At 63.1% G+C, this 26,122-nt stretch carries 20 protein-coding genes; 9 read left to right on the forward strand and 11 right to left on the reverse strand.

Features of this window, described 5'->3' with window-relative positions:
• Nucleotides 1-27: 27 nt before the first annotated feature.
• The 3 genes from ACPWMG_RS20515 to ACPWMG_RS20525 all read right to left on the reverse strand — a co-directional run bounded on the left by ACPWMG_RS20515 (nt 28) and on the right by ACPWMG_RS20525 (nt 3,001).
• Nucleotides 28-1,146, reverse strand: coding sequence for a FecR family protein (locus ACPWMG_RS20515; protein ID WP_483301348.1), 1,119 nt, complete (start codon nt 1,144-1,146; stop codon nt 28-30).
• Between the two features lie 59 nt (nt 1,147-1,205).
• On the reverse strand, nt 1,206-1,820 hold the full coding sequence (locus ACPWMG_RS20520; protein WP_483301349.1) for a sigma-70 family RNA polymerase sigma factor: 615 nt from the start codon (nt 1,818-1,820) through the stop codon (nt 1,206-1,208).
• Between the two features lie 227 nt (nt 1,821-2,047).
• A complete protein-coding gene (locus ACPWMG_RS20525; RefSeq protein ID WP_483301351.1) occupies nt 2,048-3,001 on the reverse strand; it encodes a GlxA family transcriptional regulator in 954 nt (317 codons plus the stop codon).
• A 147-nt stretch (nt 3,002-3,148) separates the two neighbouring features.
• Here ACPWMG_RS20525 and ACPWMG_RS20530 point away from each other — a divergent pair, with 147 nt between their 5' ends.
• A complete protein-coding gene (locus ACPWMG_RS20530; protein WP_483301353.1) occupies nt 3,149-4,144 on the forward strand; it encodes an SLAC1 anion channel family protein in 996 nt (331 codons plus the stop codon).
• 137 nt (nt 4,145-4,281) lie between these two features.
• Complete coding sequence (locus ACPWMG_RS20535; protein WP_483301354.1) at nt 4,282-4,593, forward strand: hypothetical protein; 312 nt, start codon at nt 4,282-4,284, stop codon at nt 4,591-4,593.
• A 98-nt stretch (nt 4,594-4,691) separates the two neighbouring features.
• Here ACPWMG_RS20535 and ACPWMG_RS20540 read toward each other — a convergent pair whose 3' ends face one another.
• The 8 genes from ACPWMG_RS20540 to ACPWMG_RS20575 all read right to left on the reverse strand — a co-directional run bounded on the left by ACPWMG_RS20540 (nt 4,692) and on the right by ACPWMG_RS20575 (nt 14,927).
• Complete coding sequence (locus tag ACPWMG_RS20540; RefSeq protein WP_483301355.1) at nt 4,692-5,681, reverse strand: aliphatic sulfonate ABC transporter substrate-binding protein; 990 nt, start codon at nt 5,679-5,681, stop codon at nt 4,692-4,694.
• Nucleotides 5,682-5,803: 122 nt separating this feature from the next.
• Nucleotides 5,804-7,006 carry an N-methyl-L-tryptophan oxidase gene (solA, locus tag ACPWMG_RS20545; RefSeq protein ID WP_483301357.1) on the reverse strand — a complete coding sequence of 401 codons (1,203 nt, stop codon included), beginning with the start codon at nt 7,004-7,006 and terminating at the stop codon, nt 5,804-5,806.
• 61 nt (nt 7,007-7,067) lie between these two features.
• Entirely contained in the window at nt 7,068-7,958 is an 891-nt protein-coding gene (locus ACPWMG_RS20550) for an ABC transporter permease (RefSeq protein WP_483301358.1), read from the reverse strand.
• The gene (locus ACPWMG_RS20555; RefSeq protein WP_483301360.1) at nt 7,955-8,845 is read right to left on the reverse strand and encodes an ABC transporter ATP-binding protein; all 891 of its coding nucleotides are present in this window, start codon (nt 8,843-8,845) and stop codon (nt 7,955-7,957) included. Before ACPWMG_RS20555 ends, ACPWMG_RS20550 begins: the two co-directional genes overlap by 4 nt.
• A 2-nt stretch (nt 8,846-8,847) precedes the next feature.
• A complete protein-coding gene (locus ACPWMG_RS20560; RefSeq protein ID WP_483301361.1) occupies nt 8,848-9,858 on the reverse strand; it encodes an ABC transporter substrate-binding protein in 1,011 nt (336 codons plus the stop codon).
• Nucleotides 9,859-9,884: 26 nt separating this feature from the next.
• The gene (locus ACPWMG_RS20565) at nt 9,885-10,778 is read right to left on the reverse strand and encodes a TauD/TfdA dioxygenase family protein (protein ID WP_483301362.1); all 894 of its coding nucleotides are present in this window, start codon (nt 10,776-10,778) and stop codon (nt 9,885-9,887) included.
• 148 nt (nt 10,779-10,926) lie between these two features.
• Nucleotides 10,927-13,827: a PAS domain S-box protein gene (locus ACPWMG_RS20570; protein WP_483301364.1), complete on the reverse strand. Its 2,901-nt coding sequence runs from the start codon at nt 13,825-13,827 to the stop codon at nt 10,927-10,929.
• 110 nt (nt 13,828-13,937) lie between these two features.
• Nucleotides 13,938-14,927 (reverse strand): tripartite tricarboxylate transporter substrate binding protein, encoded by a 990-nt coding sequence (locus tag ACPWMG_RS20575; RefSeq protein ID WP_483301365.1) that lies wholly within the window; start codon nt 14,925-14,927, stop codon nt 13,938-13,940.
• A gap of 199 nt (nt 14,928-15,126) precedes the next feature.
• Here ACPWMG_RS20575 and ACPWMG_RS20580 point away from each other — a divergent pair, with 199 nt between their 5' ends.
• From ACPWMG_RS20580 to ACPWMG_RS20610, 7 genes are all read left to right on the forward strand, one after another.
• Complete coding sequence (locus tag ACPWMG_RS20580; RefSeq protein ID WP_483301367.1) at nt 15,127-17,367, forward strand: rhodanese-like domain-containing protein; 2,241 nt, start codon at nt 15,127-15,129, stop codon at nt 17,365-17,367.
• Entirely contained in the window at nt 17,364-18,788 is a 1,425-nt protein-coding gene (locus ACPWMG_RS20585) for a leucyl aminopeptidase family protein (protein ID WP_483301369.1), read from the forward strand. Before ACPWMG_RS20580 ends, ACPWMG_RS20585 begins: the two co-directional genes overlap by 4 nt.
• A 156-nt stretch (nt 18,789-18,944) precedes the next feature.
• Nucleotides 18,945-20,591, forward strand: a complete 1,647-nt coding sequence (locus tag ACPWMG_RS20590; RefSeq protein ID WP_483301370.1) for an ABC transporter substrate-binding protein — start codon at nt 18,945-18,947, stop codon at nt 20,589-20,591.
• 42 nt (nt 20,592-20,633) lie between these two features.
• The gene (locus tag ACPWMG_RS20595) at nt 20,634-22,226 is read left to right on the forward strand and encodes an ABC transporter substrate-binding protein (RefSeq protein WP_483301371.1); all 1,593 of its coding nucleotides are present in this window, start codon (nt 20,634-20,636) and stop codon (nt 22,224-22,226) included.
• A 23-nt stretch (nt 22,227-22,249) separates the two neighbouring features.
• Nucleotides 22,250-23,215 (forward strand): ABC transporter permease, encoded by a 966-nt coding sequence (locus ACPWMG_RS20600; protein ID WP_483301373.1) that lies wholly within the window; start codon nt 22,250-22,252, stop codon nt 23,213-23,215.
• 71 nt (nt 23,216-23,286) lie between these two features.
• Nucleotides 23,287-24,231: an ABC transporter permease gene (locus ACPWMG_RS20605; RefSeq protein WP_483301374.1), complete on the forward strand. Its 945-nt coding sequence runs from the start codon at nt 23,287-23,289 to the stop codon at nt 24,229-24,231.
• Entirely contained in the window at nt 24,228-26,009 is a 1,782-nt protein-coding gene (locus ACPWMG_RS20610; protein ID WP_483301375.1) for a dipeptide ABC transporter ATP-binding protein, read from the forward strand. Before ACPWMG_RS20605 ends, ACPWMG_RS20610 begins: the two co-directional genes overlap by 4 nt.
• Nucleotides 26,010-26,122 lie beyond the last annotated feature (113 nt).

Genomic DNA, 26,122 nt, shown 5'->3' on the forward strand with positions numbered 1-26,122 from the left:
TTGCGCCGGCGCCTAACCGGCCAGCACTTAACGGGCCAGCACCACTTCCGCCGCGCCAGCGCTGGCCGGTTGCAAGCGCACCGGCAAGGCAGCGGGCAGCACACGCCGGAAGGTGCTCATGTCGCGGGGGTCGAAAACGCCGGTGATGGTCAAGGCGGCCACGGCCGGGTCGCGGATGCTGAGTTGCGGATCGCCATAACGCGCCAGTTCGGCCAAGGCGTGGTCGAGCCGCAGGTTGTCGAAACTGAGACGATGGTCGCGCCACGGGGCAAAGTCAACGGTGGTGATGGGCGACACGGCCGAGAGCACTCCGCTGGCGTCGCTGGCGATCTGCTGGCGGGCGGTGAGGAACACGGCGCTCGGCGCAACGTCGGCCGCGACACGTTCCACCCGCACTTTGCCTTCCCCCACGGCCACTTGCACGCCCGCGTTGCCCGGCACCTCTGGTGTGTGCCGCACCGAAAACTTGGTGCCCACCACCGTCACCCGCACCGGGCCGGCCTCCACGTGGAAGGGTCGCTGCGCATCGGCTTGAACGGCAAAAATCGCCTGCCCGTCGAATAGCCTCACTTCGCGGCGCTGCCGGTAGTAGCGTACCTCTATGCGCGTGGCAGTGTCGAGCCGCAGGCTGGAGCCGTCGGGCAGCGTCACTTCTGTTAGCTGGCCGCGCGGGGAGCTGAAGGCTTGCGTGAAAACCGGCTGGGCTTGCCAATGGTTCCAAGCGACAAGGCCCGTGCCACCGGTCACGGCGGCGACGGCCGCCATGGCAAAGGCCGGCGCCAACACACGGCGGCGTGTGGGCGTTGGCGATGGGAGGCTGGGCGATGGGTACTGCGCGGTCGCCGGCCGCGTCGTTTCCTTTTCGGCACCGGCGCTACCGGCGCTACTGGCCGCCGCCATGGCTTGGTCGTAGGCCAGGTTGCGTTGCAGCAGGCTGCGCATCTCTTGCGGAATGGCATCGAAGGCCTGCCATTCGCCTTGCCAGCGGTCAAAGGCTTCTTGGTGGGCGGCGTCTGCGGCCAGCCAGGTTTGAAAGGCCTGCTCTTCTTGCGGCGCCAGCCCATGGTTTCGGCGCCGGACGAACCAGTCCAACGCTTCTTCGCGGGGGCGCGAAGCGTTAGCGGGTTGGAGGGGCGGTGTGCTCATGGAAAAATTGGTTTCTTGTAGAGGTAGACGTGCCAGCGGCCGAATACCCTAGCTGGGGTTCAATCATGCCTGGATCGGTTGAGCTTTTTGCGCACCACAGCTGGCTCTTCGCCAGTACCCGCCGCCAGCGCACGGCCACGCTCGCAGGCGTTCAACGCGTGTTTGATGTGCTGCTCCACCGCCTTCACCGAGATGCCCATGCGCGCTGCAACCTCAGGGTAGGTCATGCCGTCAAAGCGGTTGAGCATAAAGGCCTCGCGGCAGCGCGGCGGCAGGTTGTCGATGATGTTCACCAAGGCCAGAACGGTTTGCTGCGAAGACATCGCCGTCTCGGGCTCCCAGTGGCGTGGTCCGCGCGCGCCGTGCGGGCCTCGCTCGTCTTGCTGGCCGTGCGCGTCTTGCGCCTCAGTCGGCTCGCTCGGAACTTCAACGCTGGCCCGCACATCGCCATGCCGATGGTGGTCGATCACCAGGTTGCGGGCGGTTTGGTACAACAGCGCGCGCGGGTCGCTGATGGCCGAACCCGAGGCTTTGGCCGCATACACACGGGCGTAGCTTTCCTGCGTGAGATCGGCCGCAACACTGCGGTCGACCACCTTGCGGGAAAGAAAGCTCAACAGCTCGCGGTAATAGCGCTCGAACACAAAACGGCCTGTGCGAAGGGAGGGAAACAAAAGCGCTCTCACAGGCTGGCGTCGCGCGGCGACGTTGGCAGAGAGGTACATTCTTAAACAAGAATTCCTCGCATTATCACGCGACACATGTCGCGTCGCCAATCGCCGGGTCGAACAAGTTGCGCTCAGGCTATTCCGTTCCATGTTCGGCGCCATGACCAGCGCCATGACCAGCGCGCAGGTCTACGCCACGGCTCGCGGGCCCGCAACACAGCAACATCTGAGCATCAACGCGCGAAACGCCTTCGGTATTGCACCAGGCCTATACCCAAGCGGCGGCTAAACGCCCGCCGAAAGCCCTCAACGCTGGCGTAGCCCACCGCATGGGCCAGCCGCTTGGCGGGCAGGTCCGACTCTTCGGCCAATCGACGTGCCGCGTCGATCCTCGCGCTCTCCACAAACTCTGCAGGGGTTGTGCCGGCTTCGCTGCGGAAGATGCGCGCAAAGCTTCTCTCGCTCATGCCGGCACGCAAGGCGAGCGTGGGCACGGCGAGGTCGTCCGTCAAATGCGCAAGCACATAGTCCTGGATCTCACGCACCGCCGAACGCTCGGTGCTCTGTGCCGCCAAGTGCGCACTGAACTGGCTCTGGCCGCCTGGCCGCTTGAGGAACATCACCAGCTCGCGCGCCACGCGCAGGGCCAGTTCCCGGCCATGGTCTTCTTCCACCATGGCCAGCGCGAGGTCCATGCCTGCGGTCACGCCGGCCGAAGTGAACAGCCGACCATCCTTGACGTAAATGGCATCGGCCTCCACACAAGCCTGCGGGTAGCTGGCCGCCAGGCGCGCGGTGGAATTCCAATGGGTTGCCACGCGTTTGCCGTCCAGCAGCCCCAGCTCGGCCAAGACGAAGGCACCGGTGCAGACCGAGCCGTAACGCCGAACGGAACGCGACTGCCGCTGCAGCCAATCTTGCAAAGGCTGATCTGTCGCCATGTCCGCCAGGTTCGGGCTGCCCGCCACCAGCAGCGTGTCGATGCGGCCGCGGTGCGTGGCCACGGTGGCGTCCACCGCCAAACGCAAGCCGCTGCTGCTCTTGAGCATGCCCGCCTCCGCGCCGATCACCTGTACCTGGTAGGCGCGTGGCTGGCCCAATTGGTGTGACGCCTCCGCGAAGACGTCGGCCGGGCCGGCAACGTCCAGCAGTTGAAAGCGGGGAAAGGCAAGGATGGCGACACGCATGGCAGATCGGGTGATGACAAAGCTCGCAAGGACAACGTGGCAGAGATAGCCCATTGATTGGCAGAAAACGCACTGCAGTGGCAAAGACAGCCGCCACGGAATGGCAGAAACTTACCACTCATACGAATTCTGCCAAAGGAACCCGCCGTGTCAAGTCAAACCATTCAGCCAGCGCCAGCGGTCTTCGCGTCGCGCGCCGGCGCATCTCTACGCAATTTACCCGTCAACCTGTTTGCTGCCGTGATGGGCCTGTCGGGCCTGGCCCTGGCCTGGCGATTTGCGCACGACAGCCTGGGCGTACCAGCCATCATCGGCGAGGGCATAGGCCTTTTAGCCTTGGCCGTTTTCGCCACCATTGCAGTCGGCTATGTGACCAAATTGCTCAAGCACCGAGACGCGGTGATGGCAGAGTTTCGCCATCCCGTGTCCAGCAATTTTTTTGGCACCATCGTCATATCGATACTGTTGATCTCCGCCGTGGTGGGACCTTACAACGCACCTGCCGCACAGGCCATCTGGACCGCGGGGGTGCTGGCGACGTTCAGCCTGTGCTTCGTCGCCGTCTCTCGGCTGCTCAACGGCCAAGTCGACGCATCACACGCCATCCCTGCCATGTTGATTCCCGGCGTGGCCACGCTGGACATTCCCGTCACGGGCGGGCATATGCCCATGGCATGGGCGGCTGAAGTCAACTTGCTCGCCAGCGCCGTAGGTTCGGTGCTTGCGCTGCTGTTCATGTGCATGATCGTTAGCCGGCTGGTGCACCGCGATCCGTTGGCGCCCGCGATGACACCCTCCTTGATGATTCTGATCGCCCCTTTTGCGGTGGGCTGTTTAGCCTACAGCAACCTCGTGGGAGGCATCGACAACTTCTCCGGACTGCTGTTTTATTTTGCGGTTTTCATGTGTGCGGTTGTCGCGCCGAAGGTCTTTCGCCCCAGCATCAAGTTCTCACCAGCATGGTGGGCCATCAGCTTCCCACTGGCCGCCTTGGTGAATGCAGCCCTGCGCTACGCCGAGTTCAGAGCCAGCACCTCGCTTTGGATTTTGGCCATCGGCTTGTTGGGCGCACTGACCCTGGCGATTGCGGTGCTGACTGCGCGCACCGTGCAAATCGCGTGGAATGGAAAGCTACTGGCCTAACACTTCACGCATGGAAACGCACAGAGGAGTGACCGAGTGACCACAGGCAAACGGCCATCGATCCTACAAGGCGGCTGATGGCGCCCCCACACAATGAACCCATCGAATACTCGATACATTTATTCAAGGAGTACACCGTGAAACTTGCTAAAGCTTTGACCCTTGCCCTCGGGGCTACCGCCATCATCTCGGCTTCAAGTGCATTTGCCCAACGCGATGCTGACCTGCCAAAGGCCCAGCCCGAAGTCACCACGCCGAAGGCCCGCGCTGAAGTCAAGTCGGACACCGCACAGGCCAAAAAGGAAGGTGAACTGACCCAAAGCGAGCGTGCCAACCCCACGGGCGCTGCCGCAGCAACGGGTGATAAGAAAACCCGTTCGCAAGTCAAGACCGACACCGCCAATGCCAAGAAGGCTAATGGCGGCACCTTGAAGACGCCTAAAGAATAAGACGATTGAATCTCTTATTAAAAAAGCAAACCGACCTCAGGGTCGGTTTTTTTGTGCTGTTCGACTTTGCCGTACGTCAACAGCGCACCACCGTCAACTCAAACCAAGTTGAGGTTCAAGAAGGCGTCTTTCACTTCAATCGGTTTCGGAATCAACTTCAACTGTGCAAAAACATCGGCCAGACCTTGCTGCTCTTTCGCAATCTCTGCGGTGGGTGACACCACGCCGTATTGTCGACGCTCGGTCGCCAAGGCCAAGACCTTGGGCTCAACCTTGAGTTGCGGCGCCAGCAAGGCCACCACCTCTTTCGGGTTGTCTTGCGCCCACTGATTGGTTTTCTTCAACTCGGCAAACACCACCTTCAGCGTGTCCTGATTCGCACGCGCATAGCCGGGCTGTGCAAAGTGGTAGGTACGGTTGCCGCTCAAGCCTGTGCCATCGAACAACAAACGCGAATCGGTGGCGATCTGCGCGCCTGCCAGGAAAGGGTCCCACAAGCCAATGGCCGCCACACTGCCCGACTGATATGCGGCCACGGTGTCCGATGCGGTAAGGATGTACACCGGCTCGATGTCTTCGTAAGTGAGCCCCACGCTTTGCAGCGCCTTGATCAACACATACTGCGTGTTGTAGCCACGCCCGGTGACCACGCGTTTGCCTTTGAGGTCGCGCACGGTTTTGATGGGCGAGTCTTTGGGCACCAGGAAACCCACACCTCCTGGGTACGGGCTTTCGGCGGCAAGATAAACCAAACCTTTACCACTGGCCTGCTGGAAGATGCCAATGCCGTCCGATGCATGGCCAAAGTCAATTGCATTGGCCGCCAGGGCTTCTGCCAATTGGCTGCCGCCCAAGAACTCGTTCCATTCCACTTTGATACCGTTTTCGGCCAACGCTTTTTCGAGGTTGCCAGTGCCCTTCAAAATGTTCAGCGTGTTGAACTTTTGATAACCAATGCGGATGGTTTTGGAAGTCGTCTGCGCCAGCACCGGGCGCAGAGCGATGGTGGCTGCTGCACCTGCCGCGATCTTGATGAGGTGTCGGCGGGTAGGCAAAGCCTGAGAATGAAAAGCCGTGAGTTGCGTCATATTGGGTCTTTGGTATGCAGACGCCGTTGCGCCCGGCAACGAACATCAAAAGACCAGAGCTTATGTAGCCGCAGCACTTTCCATCAAGGCGATTTATCGCATGTGGATATGCAGAATCTCCACTAAAAGCGGTTTACCGAAAACGGCGCGAGGTCAATCGCGTCCGGCAAACCCAGCACACGCAAGGCCAGTACTTCGCCAATCGCTGCGGAATGTTTGAAGCCGTGGCCCGAGCAAGGCGACGCCACATGCACACCTTGCCAGCCAGCCAAACGATCGATCACAAAGCCGTGGTCGGGCGTGACGGTGTAGAGGCAGGCATGCGCCTCGGTGCAACGCGCTTGCGGCACATTGAAGTGCGGCATGACCAAACGCGCTAGCGCGGCGTCGACTTCGGCGGGCGACACCACACGGTCGATGGTGGTCGGTGTGGTGGTGGTTTGGTATTGGGCTGTTGCCACCTTCAACGCGGGCACGCCTGGCCCGGCCGCAGGAAAGCCGTAGAAGCTGCTGCCCGCCTCGTCGCCCAGCGTCCAGATAAACACCGGGAAATTCTCTGGTGCGAACGCTGGCGTTGCGGCGCCTACGTCAAACCAGAACATCACTTGACGGTAAACGTTGAAGTGCTGTGCCAGGGCCTTTTCATCGGCGCCATCGCGCAGAAACTGTGGCAGCCATGGCCCAGCGGAGACCACCACTTGGTCGGCACGGTAAGTGCCGCGCGTGGTGGTCACCAGTACCGTGTCGCCGTCTTGCGCCAAGCCCGTCACCGTCTCTTGCAGTTGGGCCACAGCGCCATGCACTTGGGCTTGCTGCAGTTGCGCGCCAATGGCGACTTCGGGGCGCACAAAACCGGCATCGCGCTCCCAGTAGGCGAACTCGTCGCCGCGCAGTTTGAACTGCGGGTAGCGGCGGCGCAGGTCGGCGTTGTCTAGCACCTCATGCGCGATGCCGTTGCGTTGGGCGATATCAATAGTGTTGCGCACGAAGTCGCCGGTTTTGTCGGCACGTACGGCGGGTGCATCGCGCGGGCCCAACACCAGCCCGTGGGTGCGGGTGTAGATCGACTGGCCGGTGGCGGCCTCAAGCTCTGCCCAGATTTCGTGCGAGCGGCGCACCAGCGGCACATAGGCATCACCTTCGCCCACCGCCAAGCGCGTGATGCGGGTTTGGCCGTGCGACGAGCCCAGCGTATGCGGTGGCGAAAATTGATCCAAACCCAGCACACGCGCGCCGCGCTTGGCCAGTTGGTACAAGGTGGCCGCGCCCATGGCGCCCAGGCCGACCACGATGGCATCAAAGTGAGGAATGTTTTGCTGGGTCATTCAGTGCGTAGAAAAATAAAAACAAAGGCCAGAACAAGGCATCAAGGCTTGGTGAGCGGGCTCAGCGCTGCTGGCCCCACTTGCGCACGGTCAGCCGCTCCAGCGTGGCGAAACCCAGGCTTTCAACCAGCAGGCCAATCAACACCACCATCACCAAACCGGCGAACACACGGTCGGTGTAAAGCTCGTTGCGGTTTTGAAAAATGTACCAGCCCAAACCGCCTTTGCCCGATGCCGCGCCAAACACCAACTCGGCCGCAATAAGGGTGCGCCAGGCAAAAGCCCAGCCGATTTTCAGGCCCGACAAAATGGCCGGCAAGGCGGCAGGCACCAGAATTTGCAGCACATAAGGAATGCCGCGCAAGCCGTAGTTGCGGCCGGCCATGCGCAAGGTTTCGGGCACTCCTTGAAAGCCGGCGTAGGTGTTCAGCGCCAGCGGCCACAACACCGAGTGGATCAATACAAACACCAGGCTGCCGCGCCCCAGGCCAAACCACAGCAGCGCCAAAGGCAGCAGCGCAATGGCCGGCAACGGGTTGAACATAGAGGTGAGCGTGGCCAGCAGGTCGCGGCCCAACTGGGTGGAGACGGCCAAGGTGGTCAATGCAAACGCCAGCACCACACCCGCCACATAACCTTGCAGCAGCACACTCACCGAGATCAGCACCTTGTCGATCAACTCGCCCGAGGCCAGGCCTTCGACCAGCGCCAGCATGGTGGCAGAGAAGGTGGGCAACAGCAGGTCGTTGTTTTGCCAGCGCGCGGCCAGCTCCCACACCACGGCCAGCACCGCCAGAATCAGCCCTTTGCGCAGCCAGTCTTGCGCCCACAAGCGGGTGGCCAGGGGCAGCGCGCGCTCCACGGGTACTGCGGTGAAGGGCTCAAGGGGGCGTTCGTACTCTGCCCGCACAGGCGGAGTGACCAGGCTCGATGGTTGCAACACGCGGCTCATGGCGACACGCCCTCTTCTTCAAACAACAAATGGTGGATGCGCTGCGCCGTGGCCTGAAACTCCGCGCCGCCCAAGCTGCCCAGGTGAAAGGCGTGACTGTTGATTTCGGCGCGCATGCGACCGGGGTGCGGCGACAGCAGCGCGATGCGGTTGCCCACCACCAGCGCTTCTTCGATCGAGTGGGTGACAAACAGCAGCGTGAACCGCACCTCCTCCCACAGCTCCAGCAGTTCCTCCTGCATCTTGCGGCGGGTGAGCGCATCCAGCGCGGCAAAGGGTTCGTCCATCAGCAAGATGCGCGGCTGCATGGCCAGGGCGCGCGCAATCGCCACGCGCTGTTTCATGCCGCCCGACAACTGGTGCGGGTGCACGTTGGCAAACTTGTCCAGGCCCACTTTCGCCAGGTAGTACAGCGCGCGCTCGGCCGCCTCTTTGCGGCCCAATGTGCGCGACGCCAGCAGCGGGAACATCACGTTCTGCAGCACCGTCTTCCACGGCGGCAACTGGTCAAATTCCTGGAACACGACGATGCGGTCTGGCCCGGGGTTGATCACGCGTTGGCCGGCGAGCCGAATCTCGCCCTCTACCGGCGCGATGAAACCGCCTACGGCTTTCAGCAGTGTGGACTTGCCGCAGCCGGATGGGCCGAGCAGCACAAAACGGTCGGCCGCATGCACATCAAAACTGACTTGGTGTGTGGCGCGCACCACACGCTCGGTGGTACGGTACTCCAGCGACACGCCATCCACTTCGAGCAGCGCTTGTGAAGCATTGGCTGAGGCGCCAGATGAGTTCAGCGTGTTCACCGCAGAGGGGCGCTCAAGCTCTGGCCTGGCATCAGGTTCAAAGCCTTGCCGCAAGGCCAGGTTGGGCGCCACTAACGTCATGCTCAGTTACCGCCCGCGTTGTGCGCGTCTGGGAAGAAGTAGTCTTTCGCAGAGGCGGGTTTGTTCTTGATGGCGCCCACGCGGTGCATGAACTCAGCCAAGGCGTAGGTGTTTTGCGGCGTGGTTTTAAACTGCACTTCGGGGTTCTTGATGATCTTCAGCAGCAGGTCGCGGTCGGTCTTGGCGTTGCTCACCTTCAAGAAGATGTCGGCCGCCTTCTCGGGGTTGGCCGCGACAAACTGCGCCGCTTCGTTCAACGCATCCACAAAGGCTTTGTAGGTCTTGGGGTTCTCGGTGCGCCACTTATCGGTGGCATACAGCACCGTGGCCGATGATGGGCCGCCCAGCACGTCGTAAGAGTTCAGGATGATGCGCGCCTGCGGGTTGCCGGCCAGCTCTTGTTCCTGGAACGGCGGGTTGCCAAAGTGAGCCGTGATCTCGGTGCCGCCCTTGATGATGGCTGCGGCCGCATCCGGGTGTGGCAGCGCCACACTGATCTTGTCGAGCTTGTTGAATTCTTTGTCGCCCCACAGCTTGGCAGAGGCAAACTGCAGCACACGCGACTGCACCGAAACGCCCACCGCAGGCAATGCAATGCGGTCTTTGTCGGTCAAATCGGCAATGGTTTTGACGTTCGGGTTGTTGCTGACCAGGTAGTACGGAAAGTTGCCCAAAGAGGCGACACCCCTCACGTCTTGCCGACCCTTGGTGCGATCCCAAATGGTCAGCAGCGGCCCCACGCCGGCGCCAGCGATTTCGATGTTGCCCGAGAGTAAGGCGTCGTTCACGGCCGAGCCGCCCGAGAGTTGCACCCATTCGACCTTGGCGTCCACACCTGCAGCCTTGGCGTGTTTTTCAATCAGCTTTTGCTCTTGTGCCACGTTCAGCAACAAGTAGACGATGCCGAACTGCTGCGCGATACGGATCTGGCCTTCGGCATGGGCGGCCAGGCTGCTCAGGGCCAGGCCGAGACCGGCGACAAGGGCTGTGGCTTTACGCTTGAATGGAGACATGGGAAATGGCTTTCTTTAAACTAATTTCAAAAAGGCGTGTCACCTTGAACGGTGGTGCGAAAGAGCTTGCGGCGCAGGTGATCCGGCGTGCCAGCCGCCAAGTGCATCAGCGAGCGGTTGTCCCAGAACACCAGGTCGTGCGGCTTCCACTGGTGGCGGTAAATGAACTCGGGCTTCACGCTGTGCGCAAACAATTCGGCCAGCAGGGCATCGCCCTCTTCTTTGGGCAGGCCGACAATGCGCGTGGTGAAGTGTTCGCTGACAAACAGCGCCTTGCGGCCGGTTTCTGGGTGCGTGCGCACCACCGGTTGCACCGCAGGCGCCACCTTGTCGATTTGCTCTTGCGAGAGCTTGGGGCGCCAGGGGTTCTTGGCGCGCAACTCTTCGTATTTGGCCAGGTAACTGTGCTCGGCCTTGAGCGGCAGAATGCGCTGCTGCAGCGCCGGGCTCAACGCTTCCCAGGCCAGATGCTGGTCGGCAAACAAGGTGTCGCCACCCTCGCTGGGCAGCTCTTGCGCGTGCAGCAGCGAGCCCAGGCTGGGCTCGGGTTTGTATGAAATGTCCGAGTGCCAATACACACCGGCATCGCCCAAGCCAATTGGCTCGTTGTTCTCTTTGATGTTCGAGACGATCAGGATTTCGGGGTGACCGGCAAGGTGAAACTGGTGCAGCACATGAATCTCCAGCGGGCCGAAGCGGCGGCTGAAGTCGATCTGCGCGGCCGGTGACACGTCCTGGTCGCGGAACACCACCACGTGGTGGTCGAGGTGCGCGCGGTGGATGCGCGCAAAGTCGGCGTCGTTGATCGGTTTAGAAATGTCGAGCCCGATGATCTCGGCCCCCACGGGCGCATCGAACGGGCGAATCTCAAAAGCTTGCGATGGGGGCGCGAGGGTCGCGCTTGCTACGGCGGTGGTCATTCGTGTGTCTTCTTACGGTGGAGTGCAGCGACAGCACCCTCAAAGATGCGACTGTAGAAGCCCCTCGTCAGACAAGGAACGAATGATTTGTTGCTTGTTTATGAGAAAAACATCTGAAGACTTATAAATTCAGATTCACCCGCAAGCCCTAACCTCCCGCGCGCCGTCCGCGCCCGGCCTGCTTGGCGCGGTAGAGCATGGCATCGGCGCGCGCCACCAGGTCGGCCAGGCCACCCGCCGCGTTGGCGCTGAAGGCCACGCCCACGCTCGCCCCTAACAGCAGATGCAGGTCACCGATGTCGTACGGCATGTGGGCGGCCGCCACCACTTTGTCGGCCACCGCGCCAGCGTTGGCCTCCTCGCGCACCCCCGCCAACACAATGGCGAACTCATCGCCGCCCAGCCGCGCCACTGCGTCACTCGGCCGCACCAGCGCCGTCAGGCGCTTGGCAAACATTTGCAGCACCTGGTCACCCACCGGGTGCCCGTGTTGGTCGTTCACCGGTTTGAAACGGTCCAGATCAATATAGAGCAAGGCGACGGCGTTCTGACTGCCCGCGCGCGTTTGGTGGGCCATGTAGCTCTCGAACCCGGCGCGGTTCAGCAGGCCGGTCAGCACATCTTTCTGGCTGAGTTGCAGCAGGCGCTCTTCCTCGGTTTTGTGCTGGGTGATGTCTTGGCCGATCTGCACAAAGCCATCGACCGTGCCGTCGTCGTGCCACAAGGGCACAAAGCTGATGGCCAGATGCGACTGGCTGTGGCGCCCCGGATATTCCTTTTCGAAGTTCACCGTCTCGCCGGCCAGCACGCGCTCAATCCACTGGCGGCTGCGCTCGTACTCCACCCGCCCCACCACCTCGACCATGGTGCGGCCCACAATCATGTCGCGCGACGTGCCACTCCAGCGCTCAAACCCGCCATTCACAAAACGGTAGCGGCGATCAGCGCCCACCACCCCCACAATCGCCGGAATGGCCTCGGTGACCGACTTCAAGGTGGCGGTCTGCCGTTGCAGCAGCCGCCTGGCTTCCACCTCGGAAGAGATATCGCGGATGACGGCCGAATAACGGTCGATGCGCCCATCGTGGTCCTTGTGGGCGATCACCATGTGGCTCACCGGCAGTTCGCGCCCGCCCTCGGCAAGAATGGTGGTGTCGCCAATCCAACTGCCGTGTTGCTTCACCGCCGGGCGAATGGCGTCGATGAACAGTTGGTTGGTAGCCGGTGTGTTGAACTCGGCAAAGCTGCGGCCCGCCAAGGGTGCGTCGGGCGACAAACCCACCACGCGGCGCGCCGCCGGGTTCATGTAAGTCAGCTCGCCTTGGTGGTTCGACTGCACCACGAAGTCGGGCGTGGTGTCGAAAATCGCAATCAGCTCATGCAAGGCCCGCTCGCCCGCCTTGCGGTCGGTGATGTCGATGCCGGTGGAGTAAAAGCCACGCACCGTGCCGTTCTCTGCCACGTCGGGCACCATGCGGCTTTCAATGCGGCGCAACTGGCCGTCGACCATGTCGTCGTATTCAAACTGTTGAAATTCACCCGCCAGTGCCGCCGTCACGCGCGGCTCGATCACCGTGTCGGCCGAGGTTTTCTTCAGCTCGTTGCGCGTGTGGCCGATGATCTCGTCACGCGTCGCCCCCAAGCGCTGGCAGTGCGCCTTGTTGACGAATTGAAAACGCCGCTGCGCGTCGACATAGGCAATGCGGATCGGCAAACCATCGGTGACGTGGCGCACAAACCGTTCGTTTTCGGTCAGCCGCTGCTCCAGTTGTTTGCGCTCGTTGATGTCTTGCAGTGCGCCAAACAGCCTGACCGCTCGGCCATTTTCAAACTCGGCTTCCCCCACCGCACGCACCCAAATGCACCGGCCACGGGCCGTGATGAGCTGCAACTCCAAGTCCCAAGGCGTGCCATCGCGGATGCCGCGCTCCACGGCCGCTTGCACCAGGGGGCGTGCTTCGGGCGCGTAGGCCCCAATGGCGCCCGCCATCTGGGGCACATAATCGGGCGGGGCTTCATGGATGCGGCGGGTTTCTTCTGACCACGTCAACTTCTCGCCCACCAGATCGACCTCCCACCCGCCGACGCCGGCCAGCCGGCCGGTGCGGTGCAACAGGTCGTCGCTGGCACGCAGGGCGTCTTCCACACGCTTACGGTCGGTAAAGTCGCGCCCTACCGAATGCAGCAAGATTTCCCCATCGGGCGTGTGCTGCAGGCTGTTCGTCCACGCCACCCAGCGCACCTGGCCGTCCGCACCGCGCATGCCGTTTTCGCTGGTGCGGCGCTCCCCCGTGGCAAACACTTCGTCGATCAAACGCTTGACGTTGTCTTTCGAGGCGGCATCCACTTCATCGAAAAGATTGCGCCCCTCCACGTCATTCACGGCAAACCGAAACTGACGCGCGTAAGCCGGATTCACGTACACCAGGTCGCCGTTTTTGCGGGCCAGCGATACCAGTTCCGACTGGTGTTCGATCAGCGTACGGTGGCGCTCCTCGCTGCGGGACAAGGCTTTCTCATACTCTGTCCGTATGGATAGGGTCTTGTGGATCAGGTCACGGCGCATCTCCAACGCCTGGGTCGTCATCTTCGCCAGGGTGGACAACATTTCGCTCTGCTCGGGGGTGAGCTGCCGAGGCGTGCGGTCGATGACACACAGCGTGCCCACGCGCGCACCGTTCGCCAGTGCCAAGGGAGCACCGGCATAGAAGCGAATGTCGGGGGCGCCGGTGACCAGCGGGTTGTCGGCAAAGCGGCTGTCTTGCGTGGCGTCGGGCACGCAGAACAAGGCATCGCTTTGGATCGCATGGGCACAAAAAGCCACGTCTCTGGGCGTTTCGTTGACCCCCGGCAGGCCCACATTGGCTTTGAACCACTGCCGCTCTTCGTCAATCAAACTCAGCAACGCAATCGGCACGCCGCAAATGGACGAGGCCAGCCGGGCGAGCTCATCAAACAGCGGCTCGGGCTCGCTGTCCAAGACCACCAGGTCGCGCAGCCGCGCCAGACGCGAAGATTCAAGCGATGGAGCCAATGGGGTGTCAAGCATTGGAAACCTCTTTGAATGGGCTTACAGCAACTGTAAACCGAACAAAGAAGCTGTGCACGTAAGTCTGTACGTGCTTGTGGGCCTTCTCAGGGCCCACTTGCCCCCAAACGTCAGCGCAGCGAAATACCCGCAGTCTTGATGGCCAGCGCGTACTTGGGTTGCTCGGTGCGCAGGCTGGCGGCCAGATCGGCCGGTTTGCCGCCCGCCACCTTGAAACCCATGTCTTCCAGCTTGGCCAACACGTCGGGCGCCTTCAGCACGGTCTGGATGTCGCGGTTGATCTTCTCCACAATGGCCGGCGGCGTACCCGCTGGTGCAAAGTAGCCCTGCCAGCTCTCGACCGAGAAGCCCGGCAAACCGGCTTCGGCCATGGTAGGCACATCGGGCAAGGCGGGCGAGCGGTAAGGCGTGGTCACGGCCAGGGCGCGCAGCTTGCCGGAGCGCACGTATTCGGTCACGGCCGCCAGCGTGATCAGCGTGGCATCGGTGTGGCCGCCCAACACGTCCAGCGTGGCCGGGCCACCGCCGGGGTAAGGAATGTAGTTGACCTTCGCGCCGGTCTCTTGTGTCAGGATTTCATGCGCCACATGCGCAATGCCCCCATTGCCCGGCAGCCCCAGACTGATGCTCTCGGGCTTGGCCTTGGCGCGTGCCAGGTACTCGGCGAAGGTGTTAATGCCGGTGGCGGGATTCACCACCAAAATCTGCGGGTTGACCACGGCCTTGATCACCGGCACAAACGCCTTGGAGTCGTAGGGCAGCTCGCGGAACAGGATGGCGTTGAGCGTTAAGCCCTCGCCTTGCTGCAGCAGGGTGTAGCCATCCGCTGGCGCCTTGGCCACCTTGGCAGCGCCAATGGTGCCGCTGGCGCCGGCAATGTTTTCCACCACCACCGACTGGCCCCACAACTGACTCAGTTTGTCGGCCAGCGTGCGGGTGAGCTTGTCGGCACTGCCGCCAGCGGCTACGGGCACGACGATGCGCACCGGCTTGTTGGGGAAGTGATCGGCCTCGCCAGCGGCGTGGGCCACGGAAGCCTGCAGCCCCGCCACTGCAAAGGAAGCCGCCAGCGTGGCGCGCAAGAGAAAACGTTTTTTCATGATGAAGTCGAAGGCAGCGCCCGAGGCAAAAGTCAGAAGATGGGCCGACTCTAGGCACGCGCCCCACGCGTGTGAACGAAGCATTGCGTCTATCGATAGTCGGTTTGCGTCGTTGTGCTTGGGCCACCCAGCCCTTAGGCTGAGCAACCCATCGCACCAACCGCAAGTTCGCGTGCGCGTTCATCTAGAGCCCCCCACCATGACCCAAACCGCCATTTCCCTCGACTTCAGCGGCAGCGACGTTGCCAGCCGCCGCACCAGCGCCGTCACCGCCTTCATCCAGACCGCACGTCGTCTGCTGCCAGACTCCCAAAACGCCACGGCCGAGCAGCTCAAGGTAGTGGCCGATGCGCTGGTGCAATTGGGCCTGCAGAAAGATCTGTTCCCCGCCGAGCACTTCCCTGTGGATGCGCAGCGCCCGGCGCAGGTCTACCGCCTGGCTGAAGACTTGAACGGCCACTACGCGCTCTACGTCTCGGCCGGCCTGGCAGGCAAGGCCCAGCCACCCCACAACCACACCACCTGGGCCATCATTGCCGGTGTCAACGGCAACGAGCGCAACGACGTCTACAGCCGCCACACCACGGAAGACGCCACACGCGACCGCTTACAACTCACCCGCACGGTGGACGTAGCGGCAGGCAACGCCATCACCCTGACCGGCGACGATGTGCACACCATCGAATTGATCGACGGCCAGGCCGGGCTGCACCTGCATTTCTACGGCCTGGCACTCGACCGCCTGCTGGAGCGTGTGGTGTTTGAAAGCAAAACCGGCGGCAGCTACCGCACCTTTGCGCCGCCCGCGCTGATCCGCCACCCGCTGATCTCGCCCCAGGCCCTGAAGGCCACGCTGGCGCAAAGCCGCCAAGCGCACGACGGCGAGGAAATCGCCGTGCTGGACGTGCGCGAGACCGGCGTCTTCACACACCGCCACATCTTGCTGGCCGCATCGGCCCCGCTGTGGCGCCTGGAGCTGCTGATCGACCGCCTGGTACCCCGCCGCAACACGCGCATCGTGCTGGTGGATGCCGACGAGTCCCTGGCCCACCAAGCCGCCGCCAAGCTGGTGCGGCTGGGCTGGCACAACGTCTCGGTGCTCGAAGGCGGCACCGATGCCTGGGCCAACGCCGGGTACGAAATTTTCACTGGCAGCAACGTGCCGAGCAAAGCCTTTGGTGAAGTGATCGAACACGAAAAACACACACCGTGGATCGACACCGAAGAACTGCAACAACGCATAGAGCGTGGCGACAACATCGTGGTGGTGGACAGCCGCACACCCGAAGAGTTTGCCGCCTTCAGCCTGCCGTTTGCGCACAGCCTGCCCGGCGCCGAGTTGGTCTACCGCATTGGCGAAATTGCCCCCGACCCGAACACCTTTGTGGTGGTGAACTGCGCCGGCCGCACACGCAGCATTGTGGGTGCGCAAACCCTGATCGACGCGGGCATTCCCAACCAAGTGGCCTCGTTGAAAGACGGCACCATGGCCTGGCTGCTGGCCGGCCGCACCTTGGCCCACGGCCGCACCACGCCCCTGCCCGAGCCCACCGCCGCCACCGTGGCCACGGCCCGCGAACGCGCCGCCTCCGTGGCGCAACGCGCAGGTGTGCAACGTATCGATGCCGAGACCCTGGCCCGCTTCGAAGCTGAAGCCGGTGAGCGCAGCCTGTACCGCTTTGACGTGCGCACCATTGAGGAATACCAAGCCGGCCACTTGGAGGGCTGGCGCTGGGCACCCGGCGGCCAACTGGTGCAAGCCACCGACGAATACGCCGCCACGCGCCACGCGCGCATTGTGTTGGCCGACTGGGACGGCGTGCGCGCCCTGACCACCGGCGCCTGGCTGGCGCAACTGGGCAGCCACGAAGTGTTTGTGTATTCGCCTGCCGCTCTGCCAACGCTCATCACCGGCACCGAGCCCGTACGGGTGTTGCAGTCGCGTGCGCCTGCCGCCCTGGTTTCGCCCGCACAAGCTGCAGGCCTGCTGGCCAACAACCAAGCCGTGGTGTTTGATGTCGACCGCCGCGCCGCGTTTGAGCGCCGCCACATTGCCGGTGCACGTTTCGCCGTGCCAGATCGCCTGGCCGAGTTTGTCGCCAAGCTGCCCGCTGATCAGGCGGTGTTGATCACCTCGCCCGATGGCGTGTTGGCCCGCACCGTGGCCGCAGAGCTGGCTGTCCGCTTGGCGCGTGAGGGACGCACAGTGAAAGCCATCAGCGGCGGCACCGACGCCTGGGTGGCCGCCAGCCTGCCCACGGCCAGCGGCGCTGAAGGAGTGCTCACCGGCGACGACGACCACTGGTACAGCCCTTACGCCCATGCCGACCTGGCCGCACGTGATGCCGGTTTCCGCGCCTACTTGGATTGGGAGTTGGGCCTGGTCGCCCAACTGGAACGCGAAGGCGACGTGGGCATTCGCCTGGTGGCCGCAGCTTGAGCGCCGCAACACAACCGTCCTCCTTCACGCTCCCCACTGAAACGGTGATACCGCTTTACCGCGTCACGCCGTCAAACCTGCCAGCGCTGCTGGAAAAGCTGCCACCCGCTCAAGCCCTGTGGGTGCAGGCGGCGGGCTTTGAAGCCACGCCAGGGCGTAGCTTGCTGCTGCCCGGCGAAGACCACAGCGTGGCGGGTGTCTTGGTAGGAGTGGATGCGGCACAGCCGCTGTGGCAACTGGCCGCGCTGCCGCGTATGTTGCCGCCGGGCGCCTACACGCTGGCCGAAGCCACCGAGCCGGAACACACCACGCTGTTACTGCTGGGCTGGGCACTGGGGGCTCTGCCCTCCCACAAACAAACCAGCGCTGTGCTCACAACGCCAGATGCGGTACCGCAGTTGCAGGCCAGCCAAGCCGAGCAAGACCACATCCAACCGCTGGCCGCCGCCATCGGCGATGTGCGCCGCCTGGTCAACTTGCCAGCCAACCAGCTCGGCCCCACACAACTCGCGGCCCACGTGCACCAACTGGCCGAACGCCATGGCGCCGACTACCGCGAATGGGTGGGCAACGCCCTGCCCGCCGCCGGTTTTGCACTGGTGCACGCCGTGGGCCAAGCCGCCGCCGATGCGCCACGCGTGGCCCAACTGCAGTGGGGCGACGCTAGCCACCCGCACGTGGTGCTGATCGGCAAAGGCGTGTGTTTCGACACCGGCGGGCTCGACCTCAAACCCGCCACCGGCATGCGCTGGATGAAGAAGGACATGGGCGGCGCAGCCCACGCCATTGCCTTGGCCGAATTGGTGATCGCCGCCAAACTACCGGTGCATTTGACATTGGTGGTGCCAGCGGTCGAGAACGCCGTGGGTGCAGGCGCCTTGCGGCCGGGCGACATCGTCCAAGCCGGCAACGGCACTTTGGTGGAGATTGAAAACACCGACGCCGAGGGCCGGTTGATCCTGGCCGATGCGTTGCACCACGCCATTCACCAAGACATAGGTGATGCCAGCACGCCTCCGGCTTTGGTGATCGACTTGGCCACCCTCACCGGCGCGGCCCGTATGGCGCTTGGCCCCGAGTTACCCGCTCTGTTCAGCAACCACGACGGTTGGGCCAACGACCTGCTCACCGTTGCCCACAAGCAGGCCGACCCGCTGTGGCGTCTGCCTTTGTGGGCACCGTACCGCAGCATGCTCAAGTCCGACCACGCCGACACCATGAACGCCTCCAGCGCACCCTTGGGCGGCGCCATCACGGCGGCATTGCTCCTGGAAAACTTTGTACCCAAACACGTGCCGTGGTTGCACCTCGACTTGTTTGCGTGGAACCTGGAAGAACGCCCCGGCCGCCCTAAGGGTGGCGAAGCGCAAGGCCTGCGGGCGTTGTTCGCCCTTTTGGCGCAACGTTTCCCCAAGACGTAAACGTCTACTTCAAAACACCCACCACAAAGCGCATTTGCTTAGGCGAATTCATGCTTTGTGCTGGGGCGCTTCGCTCGCCAGAATCCGCCTTCTTGCGCGCGCCATCTGCTGCGCGTCTCTTTCCACTTGTATTCACCACCGTCGCACAGACCACCCATGCTCCACACTCGCCATCCGCAACGCTCCGCCCCTTTTCGCACGCTGCCCCTGTTGTCGGCCATGGTCGCAGCCTTGCTGTGCACACCGGCCGTACAAGCCGAGACGCTGCGCTGGGCGCGCTCCACGGATGCTTCGACACTGGACCCACACGCGCTGAACAACGGCCCCAACCACAACCTTCTGCACCAGGTGTACGAGCCGCTGATCATCCGCACGGCCGACGGCAAGCTGGTGCCCACACTGGCCACGTCGTGGGCGCTGACCAACGACCCCAACGTGTGGGAATTCAAGCTGCGCAAGGGTGTGAAGTTCCACGACGGCAGCCTGTTCACAGCAGACGATGTGTTGTTCTCGCTGCAACGCGCGCGAGCCCCCACGTCCGACATGCGCTCGCTGCTGGTGTCGATCACCGATGTGGTGAAGATCGACCCGTTCACCGTGCAGATCAAGACCAGCGGCCCCAACCCGCTGCTGCCCGACAACCTGATCAACATCCAGATCCTCAGCGCCGCCTGGGCCAAGGCCCACGGCGTGGAGCAACCGCAAAACGCCTCGGCCAAAGAAGAAACCTACGCCACGCGCAATGTGAACGGCACGGGGCCCTACACCTTGGCCTCGCGCGAGCAAGACGCGCGCACGGTGCTGAAGCTGTTCCCTGGCTACTGGGGCCGTGGCCAGTTCCCACTCGAGATTGACGAGCTGGTCTACCTCCCCATCAAGTCGCCCGCCACGCGTGTGGCCGCGCTGTTGTCTGGCGAAGTTGACTTTGTGCAAGACCTGCCCATTCAAGACATCGGGCGCCTGCGTGCCGACCCCAAGCTGCGCGTGAACCAGGCGGCCGAGAACCGCACCATCTTCCTGGGCTTGAACGTGGGCGCCGCGCCTCTGACCTACTCCGATGTGAAAGACAAAAACCCCTTGGCCGACCGCCGCGTGCGCCAAGCGTTCCAGCTCGCCATCGACCGCAACGCCATCCAGAGCGCCGTGATGCGTGGCCTGTCGGTGCCGACCAACATCATCGCGCCACCGTTTGTGCGCGGCTACGAAAAAGCCTTTGGTGCCGTGGGCAAAAGCGACGCGGCCCACGCGAAGAAGCTGCTGGCCGAAGCTGGCTACCCCAACGGCTTTGGCATCACCCTGCATTGCACCAACGACCGCTACCTGAACGACGAAGCCATCTGCCAAGCCGTCTCGGGCTTCTTGGGCCGCATTGGCGTGAAGACCACCGTGGTGTCGCGCCCACTGGCGATCCAGACCGCAGCCATCAACAACCAGGACACCGACTTCTACCTCTATGGTTGGGGTGTGCCGACTTACGACTCGGCCTACATCTTTGACTACCTGGTGCACACGCGTGGCAAGAACTCGCGCGGCGCCACCAACGCCACGCGTTACAGCGATGCCGAGGTGGATCGCCAAATCGTCTCGCTGGCTTCTGAAGGCGACAGCAAGAAGCGCGACGCCACGGTCAAGGCCATCTGGACCACGGTGCAGAAAGAGCTGATCTACCTGCCGCTGCACGACCAGATCCAGACCTACGCCATGGCACGCAAGTTCGACATCCCGGTGAACCCATCGAACACGCCGTACTTCAAGTTCTTCAAGGTGGTGAATCCCGCCAGCGCTTCAGCCGCCGCGCAGTAATCGCAGCAAGCCCCGCGACCGTCTTTACCCGTTAGAAATCTCATGTTTATCCGCACCCTTTTGAACGCGGCCCTGGTGGCCGCCACCGTGTTCTCCGCCACCGCCTTGCACGCCGAGACCGTGCGCTGGGCCCGCGCGTCCGACCCGGCCACGCTCGACCCCCACGCGGTCAACCTCAACACCAACGTCACGCTGCTGCACCAGGTTTACGAGCCGCTGGTGCTGCGCACCGCAGACGGCAAACTGCAACCCGGCCTGGCCACCAGTTGGAAAGTCACCGCCGACCCCACGGTGTGGGAATTCAAGCTGCGCCCCGGCGTGAAGTTCCACGATGGCGCGGCCTTCACCGCCGACGACGTGGTCTTCACCTTCCAGCGCGCCAAGGCCGCCACCTCGGCGTGGAAAACGCTGCTGTCGCCGGTGGTCGAAGCACGCAAGGTCGATGCACTCACCGTGCAAGTCAAAACCTCGGGGGCTAACCTGGTGTTGCCCAACACCTTGACCAACCTGTTCATCGTCAACGCGGCGTGGTCGAAGGCGCACCAGTCCGAGCAACCGCAAGACGTGTCGGGCAAAGATGAAATTTTTGCCACGCGCAACGAGAACGGCACTGGCCCTTACCAGTTGGTGTCACGCGAGCCCGATACCCGCACCGTGTTCAAAGCATTCACCGGTTACTGGGGCAAGGGCCAAGTGCCGCTGGACGTGACGGAAATCGTCTACCTGCCCATCAAGTCGGCCGCCACGCGCATCGCCGCGCTACTGTCGGGCGAAGTGGACTTTGTGCAAGACGTGCCCGCGCAAGACGTGGCCCGCCTGAAGGCCGACAACGCCCTGCGCGTGACCGAAGGCCTGGAGAACCGCACCATCTATCTCGGCCTGAACGTCGGCGCCAAAGAGCTGAAGTACAGCGACGTGAAGGGTAAGAACCCACTGGCCGATGCGCGTGTGCGCGAAGCCTTTGGCCTGGCCGTCGACCGCGAAGCGCTGCGCACCGCCGTGATGCGTGGCTTGTCGGTACCGGCCGGCATCATCACGCCGCAGTTTGTGCACGGCTACGAAAAAGCCTTCGACACCTGGCCCAAGCCCGATACAGCACAAGCCAAGAAGCTGCTGGCCGACGCGGGTTACCCCAACGGCTTTGGCATCACCCTGCACTGCCCGAACAACCGTTATGTAAACGATGAGGCCATCTGCACCGCCGTGTCTGGCTTCCTGGCACGCATCGGTGTGAAGGCGACCGTGGCCGCGCGCCCCATCGCACAACACGCCACCGCCATCAACCAGGCCGACACCGACTTCTACCTCTACGGCTGGGCCGCACCCACGTTTGATTCGGCCTACATCTTCGACTACCTGGTGCACACACGTGGCAAAGACGGCCGTGGCTCGGCCAACGCCATTGGCTACAGCAACGCCGAGACCGATGCCCAAATCGCCTCGCTGGCCACAGAAGCCGACGCGAAGAAGCGCGACGCCACCATCCACACCATCTGGCAAACCGTGCAGAAGGAAGGCTTCTACCTGCCGCTGCACCATCAGGTGCTGGACTACGCGATGAAACGCAAGTTCGACATTCCGGTGAACCCGGAAGACGCGATCTTCTTCAAGAACGTCAAAGTCGCGGCGCCTTGAGTCTCTCAAGTTTGTAAACCCGCATGCTGCTGTTACTCCTACGCCGGCTGGGCCAGTCGATCCTGGTTTTGTTGGCGGTCTCGTTTGTCTCGTTCATGGTGTTCCGCCACATTGGCGACCCCACCATCAGCCTGCTGGGTGAAGACGCGTCGTTGGCCGACCGCCAGGCCGTCATCACCGAGCTGGGCTTCGACCAACCCGTGCCGGTGCAATACCTGCGCTACCTGGGCAACGTGGTGCACGGCGAGTTTGGCATTTCGTACCGCCTCAAGCGCCCGGTGGTCGAGGTGATTGCCGAGCGCCTGCCGGCCACGTTGGAGCTGGCTTTGGTGGCCGGCTTGCTGGCTGTGGCTGGGGGTGTGGCACTCGGCGTGTACACCGCCATCCGGCGCGACGGCTGGGCCAGTCGCGCTTTGATGACGGTGTCGCTCGTCGGGGTGTCGCTGCCCACGTTCTTGATCGGGATTGGGCTGATCTATTTGTTTGCAGTGGAGCTGCGTTGGCTGCCGTCTTTTGGCCGGGGCGACACCGTGGCCCTGGGCGGCTGGCGCACTGGCTTTCTCACCACCTCGGGCTGGGCATCGCTGGTGCTGCCGGTGTGCACGCTGGCCTTGTTCAAGTTCACGCTGATCATGCGCCTGGTGCGCGCCGAAATGCTGGAAGCCCTGCGCACCGACTACGTGCGGTTTGCGCGTGCGCGTGGCCTGCCCGAGCGGCGTATCCACTACCGGCACGCACTGCGCAACACGCTCATTCCCGTGGTCACCATCACCGGCTTGCAACTCGGCTCGCTCATCGCATTTGCCATTGTCACCGAGACGGTGTTCCAGTGGCCGGGTGTGGGCTTGTTGTTCATCTCGTCGATCCAGGCGGTAGACGTGCCGGTGATTGCGGCCTACCTGATGTTGATCGCCGTGCTGTATGTGCTGATCAACTTTGTGGTTGACGGCGTGTACCTGCTGGTCGACCCACGGCTGCGCAGGTCTTAAAAAAAACAGGCCGTTTGCGCTTACCCGGTATGCGCAAGCAGCTATCAACGGCATAGCAAGACCCTTTACCCATGACGATTCCTTCTATTGCCACTGTCGCGCCAACCCGGCGCAAATGGCGCCACTCCGACTCGGCCGTCCTGCGTTCGTTCGCGCTCTCGCGCACCGTGCAAGCTGCCGTGGTCGTGCTCGCCCTGCTGTTGCTCGGTGCCTTGTTCGCGCCGTGGATTGCACTGCAAGATCCGTTCAACCCAGCGGTGCTGGAGCTGCTCGACGCGTTCACGCGGCCTGGCCAAGCCGGGCTTTCGGGTGCGGCCTATCCTCTGGGCAGCGACGACCAGGGGCGTGATGTGTTCTCGGCCATCTTGTATGGCCTGCGCATGTCGCTGCTGGTGGGCGGTGCCTCGGTGGCGCTGTCGCTGGCCATTGGTGTGCCGCTGGGCTTGATCGCCGGTTATGTGGGTGGCTGGTTCGACACGCTGGTGATGCGCGTGGCCGACGTGCAACTTACCTTCCCGGTGCTGCTGGTGGCGCTGCTGGTGTTTGGCATTGCGCGCGGTGTGTTGCCAGAAGGTTACCGCGACGACATGGCGCTGTACGTGATTGTGCTGGCCATTGGTTTGTCGGAATGGGTGCAGTACGCGCGCACGGTGCGCGGCGCGGTGCTGGTAGAGAAACACAAAGACTACGTGCTCGCCGCGCAGGTCATCGGCCGCTCGCGCACTGGCATTTTGGTCAAGCACATCTTGCCCAACCTGTTGGCCCCGGTGCTGGTGATTGCCACCATCAGCTTCGCGCTGGCCATCGTGGCCGAGTCCACCTTGTCTTACCTGGGCGTGGGCCTGCCGCCCACGCAGCCGTCGTTGGGCACACTCATCCGCATCGGCCAAGGGTTCTTGTTCTCGGGCGAATGGTGGATTTTGTTGTTCCCCGGGCTGGTGCTGTTGGCCCTGGCGCTTTCTGTCAACCTTGTCGGCGACTGGCTGCGCGACGCTCTCAACCCCAAACTGCAATGACCGCACGCGACCCTATTTTTTCCGGCGTGCAAGACCGGGTGAATGCCGCCCCGGTGGCGGCCGACGCCACCCCCACACTGCGCGTGCGCAACCTCGGCGTCACCTTCGACACCTACCGTGGCCCCGTGCACATCCTGCGCGACGTGTCGTTCGACATTGCCCCCGGTGAAATCCTCGGTGTGGTGGGCGAATCGGGTGCCGGCAAATCCATGACCGGCAACGCCGTCATCGGCCTGATCGCAGCGCCCGGCCGCTTGAGCAGCGGCTCGGTGGCATTGCGCGGCGAACGCATCGACACCCTGAGCGCCGAAGACCAACGCCGCCTGCGTGGCAAACACATCGGCATGGTGTTTCAAGACCCGCTCACCAGCCTGAACCCGGTGCTGACCATTGGCCAACACCTGGTGGAAACCATTCGCCTTCATTTGCCTTTGAATGCACCGCAAGCCCGCGCACGCGCCATTGCGCTGCTGGTCGAAGTGGAAATTGCCGACCCGGCCACCCGCATCGACCAATACCCGCACCAGTTCTCCGGCGGCATGCGCCAGCGTGTCGCCATTGCTTTGGCGCTGTGCGCCGAGCCCGAGCTGTTGATTGCCGATGAGCCCACCACCGCGCTGGATGTGTCGGTACAGGCGCAGGTGATCCGTGTGTTGCGCAAGGTCTGCCGCGAACGTGGCACGGCCGCCATGCTGATTACCCACGACATGGGTGTGATCGCCGAAGCCGCCGACCGGGTGATGGTGATGTACCAAGGCCAGGTGCTGGAGACAGGGCCCGTACGCCGTGTGCTCGACCACCCGCAGGCGCCGTACACACGCGCGCTGATGGCGGCGATTCCATCGCTCACCCAACGGCTGCACCGGCTGCCGGTGCCCGAGATTGGCGCCGACTTGGCCGAGGCGGCAGCACCCGTGACGCTGCAAAACGAAGCACCACGAAAGCCAACCGAAGAAGCCACCACCCTGCTGCAGGTGCAAAACCTGTCGCGCGATTTCGACCTCTCGGCCCCTTGGCTGTTGCGCACGCTGGCCCGTCAACCCCAGAAGGTGTTGCACGCGGTGCAAGACGTGAGTTTCAGCATCGCGCGTGGCAGCAGCTTTGGCCTGGTGGGGGAATCGGGCTCAGGCAAATCCACCGTGGCACGCATGATCGCGGGTTTGACAAAGCCCACCGCCGGCAGTGTGGTGTTGGGCGGTGTAGACCGCTGGGCTGATGCCGCAGGCGCTGCATCACAGCGCAAACGCTTTCAGATGATCTTCCAAGACCCCTACGCCAGCCTGAACCCACGCTGGCGTGTCGACAGCATCATTGCCGAGCCGCTGGAGGTGTTGGGCTTGACCAGCAGCGCCGATGAAACCGCAGCCCGTGTGAACGAGGCCCTACGCCGCGTGCGTCTCTCGCCCGATGATGGCCGGCGTTACCCGCACCAGTTCTCGGGCGGCCAACGCCAGCGCATCGCCATTGCGCGCGCGCTGGCCAGCCGGCCTGAATTCATTGTGTGCGACGAGCCCACGTCATCGCTCGACGTATCCGTGCAAGCCCAAGTGCTGAACCTGATGCGCGACCTGCAAGACGAGTTTGGTCTGACCTACCTGCTCATCAGCCACAACCTCGCCGTGGTGCGCCACATGTGCGACCAGGTGGGAGTGATGCAGCATGGCCGCCTGGTGGAAGTGGGTGCGGCCGAAGCGGTGTTGACGGCCCCCACGCACGCCTACACCCGTGAGCTGATGGCCGCAGTGCCCGACATTGGCCGGGTCACCGCCACCGCCTGACGCGCTGAATCCGTTGCGTGCCAGGTGCAAACTTGGCACCAACAACATGCACTCATTCCACGTCTGCGGCCCCCGGCTTTTTAAGCTCCTCGAATTTCGAGGCCAGCCTCGTC

It is taken from the genome of Hydrophilobacter chitinilyticus (assembly GCF_049860745.1).
In the GTDB taxonomy this organism is placed as follows: Bacteria; Pseudomonadota; Gammaproteobacteria; order Burkholderiales; family Burkholderiaceae_C; genus Rhodoferax_B.

Bases quoted from the DNA above. Each gene is read 5' to 3' on its own strand.
- ACPWMG_RS20515 (WP_483301348.1), bottom strand. From the start codon at position 1,146: ATGAGCACACCGCCCCTCCAACCCGCTAACGCTTCGCGCCCCCGCGAA.
- solA (WP_483301357.1), bottom strand. From the start codon at position 7,006: ATGACCCAGCAAAACATTCCTCACTTTGATGCCATCGTGGTCGGCCTG.
- ACPWMG_RS20555 (WP_483301360.1), bottom strand. From the start codon at position 8,845: ATGACGTTAGTGGCGCCCAACCTGGCCTTGCGGCAAGGCTTTGAACCT.
- ACPWMG_RS20580 (WP_483301367.1), top strand. From the start codon at position 15,127: ATGACCCAAACCGCCATTTCCCTCGACTTCAGCGGCAGCGACGTTGCC.
- ACPWMG_RS20590 (WP_483301370.1), top strand. From the start codon at position 18,945: ATGCTCCACACTCGCCATCCGCAACGCTCCGCCCCTTTTCGCACGCTG.
- ACPWMG_RS20600 (WP_483301373.1), top strand. From the start codon at position 22,250: ATGCTGCTGTTACTCCTACGCCGGCTGGGCCAGTCGATCCTGGTTTTG.
- ACPWMG_RS20525 (WP_483301351.1), bottom strand. From the start codon at position 3,001: ATGCGTGTCGCCATCCTTGCCTTTCCCCGCTTTCAACTGCTGGACGTT.
- ACPWMG_RS20540 (WP_483301355.1), bottom strand. From the start codon at position 5,681: ATGACGCAACTCACGGCTTTTCATTCTCAGGCTTTGCCTACCCGCCGA.
- ACPWMG_RS20575 (WP_483301365.1), bottom strand. From the start codon at position 14,927: ATGAAAAAACGTTTTCTCTTGCGCGCCACGCTGGCGGCTTCCTTTGCA.
- ACPWMG_RS20595 (WP_483301371.1), top strand. From the start codon at position 20,634: ATGTTTATCCGCACCCTTTTGAACGCGGCCCTGGTGGCCGCCACCGTG.
- ACPWMG_RS20565 (WP_483301362.1), bottom strand. From the start codon at position 10,778: ATGACCACCGCCGTAGCAAGCGCGACCCTCGCGCCCCCATCGCAAGCT.
- ACPWMG_RS20570 (WP_483301364.1), bottom strand. From the start codon at position 13,827: ATGCTTGACACCCCATTGGCTCCATCGCTTGAATCTTCGCGTCTGGCG.
- ACPWMG_RS20605 (WP_483301374.1), top strand. From the start codon at position 23,287: ATGACGATTCCTTCTATTGCCACTGTCGCGCCAACCCGGCGCAAATGG.
- ACPWMG_RS20560 (WP_483301361.1), bottom strand. From the start codon at position 9,858: ATGTCTCCATTCAAGCGTAAAGCCACAGCCCTTGTCGCCGGTCTCGGC.
- ACPWMG_RS20610 (WP_483301375.1), top strand. From the start codon at position 24,228: ATGACCGCACGCGACCCTATTTTTTCCGGCGTGCAAGACCGGGTGAAT.
- ACPWMG_RS20550 (WP_483301358.1), bottom strand. From the start codon at position 7,958: ATGAGCCGCGTGTTGCAACCATCGAGCCTGGTCACTCCGCCTGTGCGG.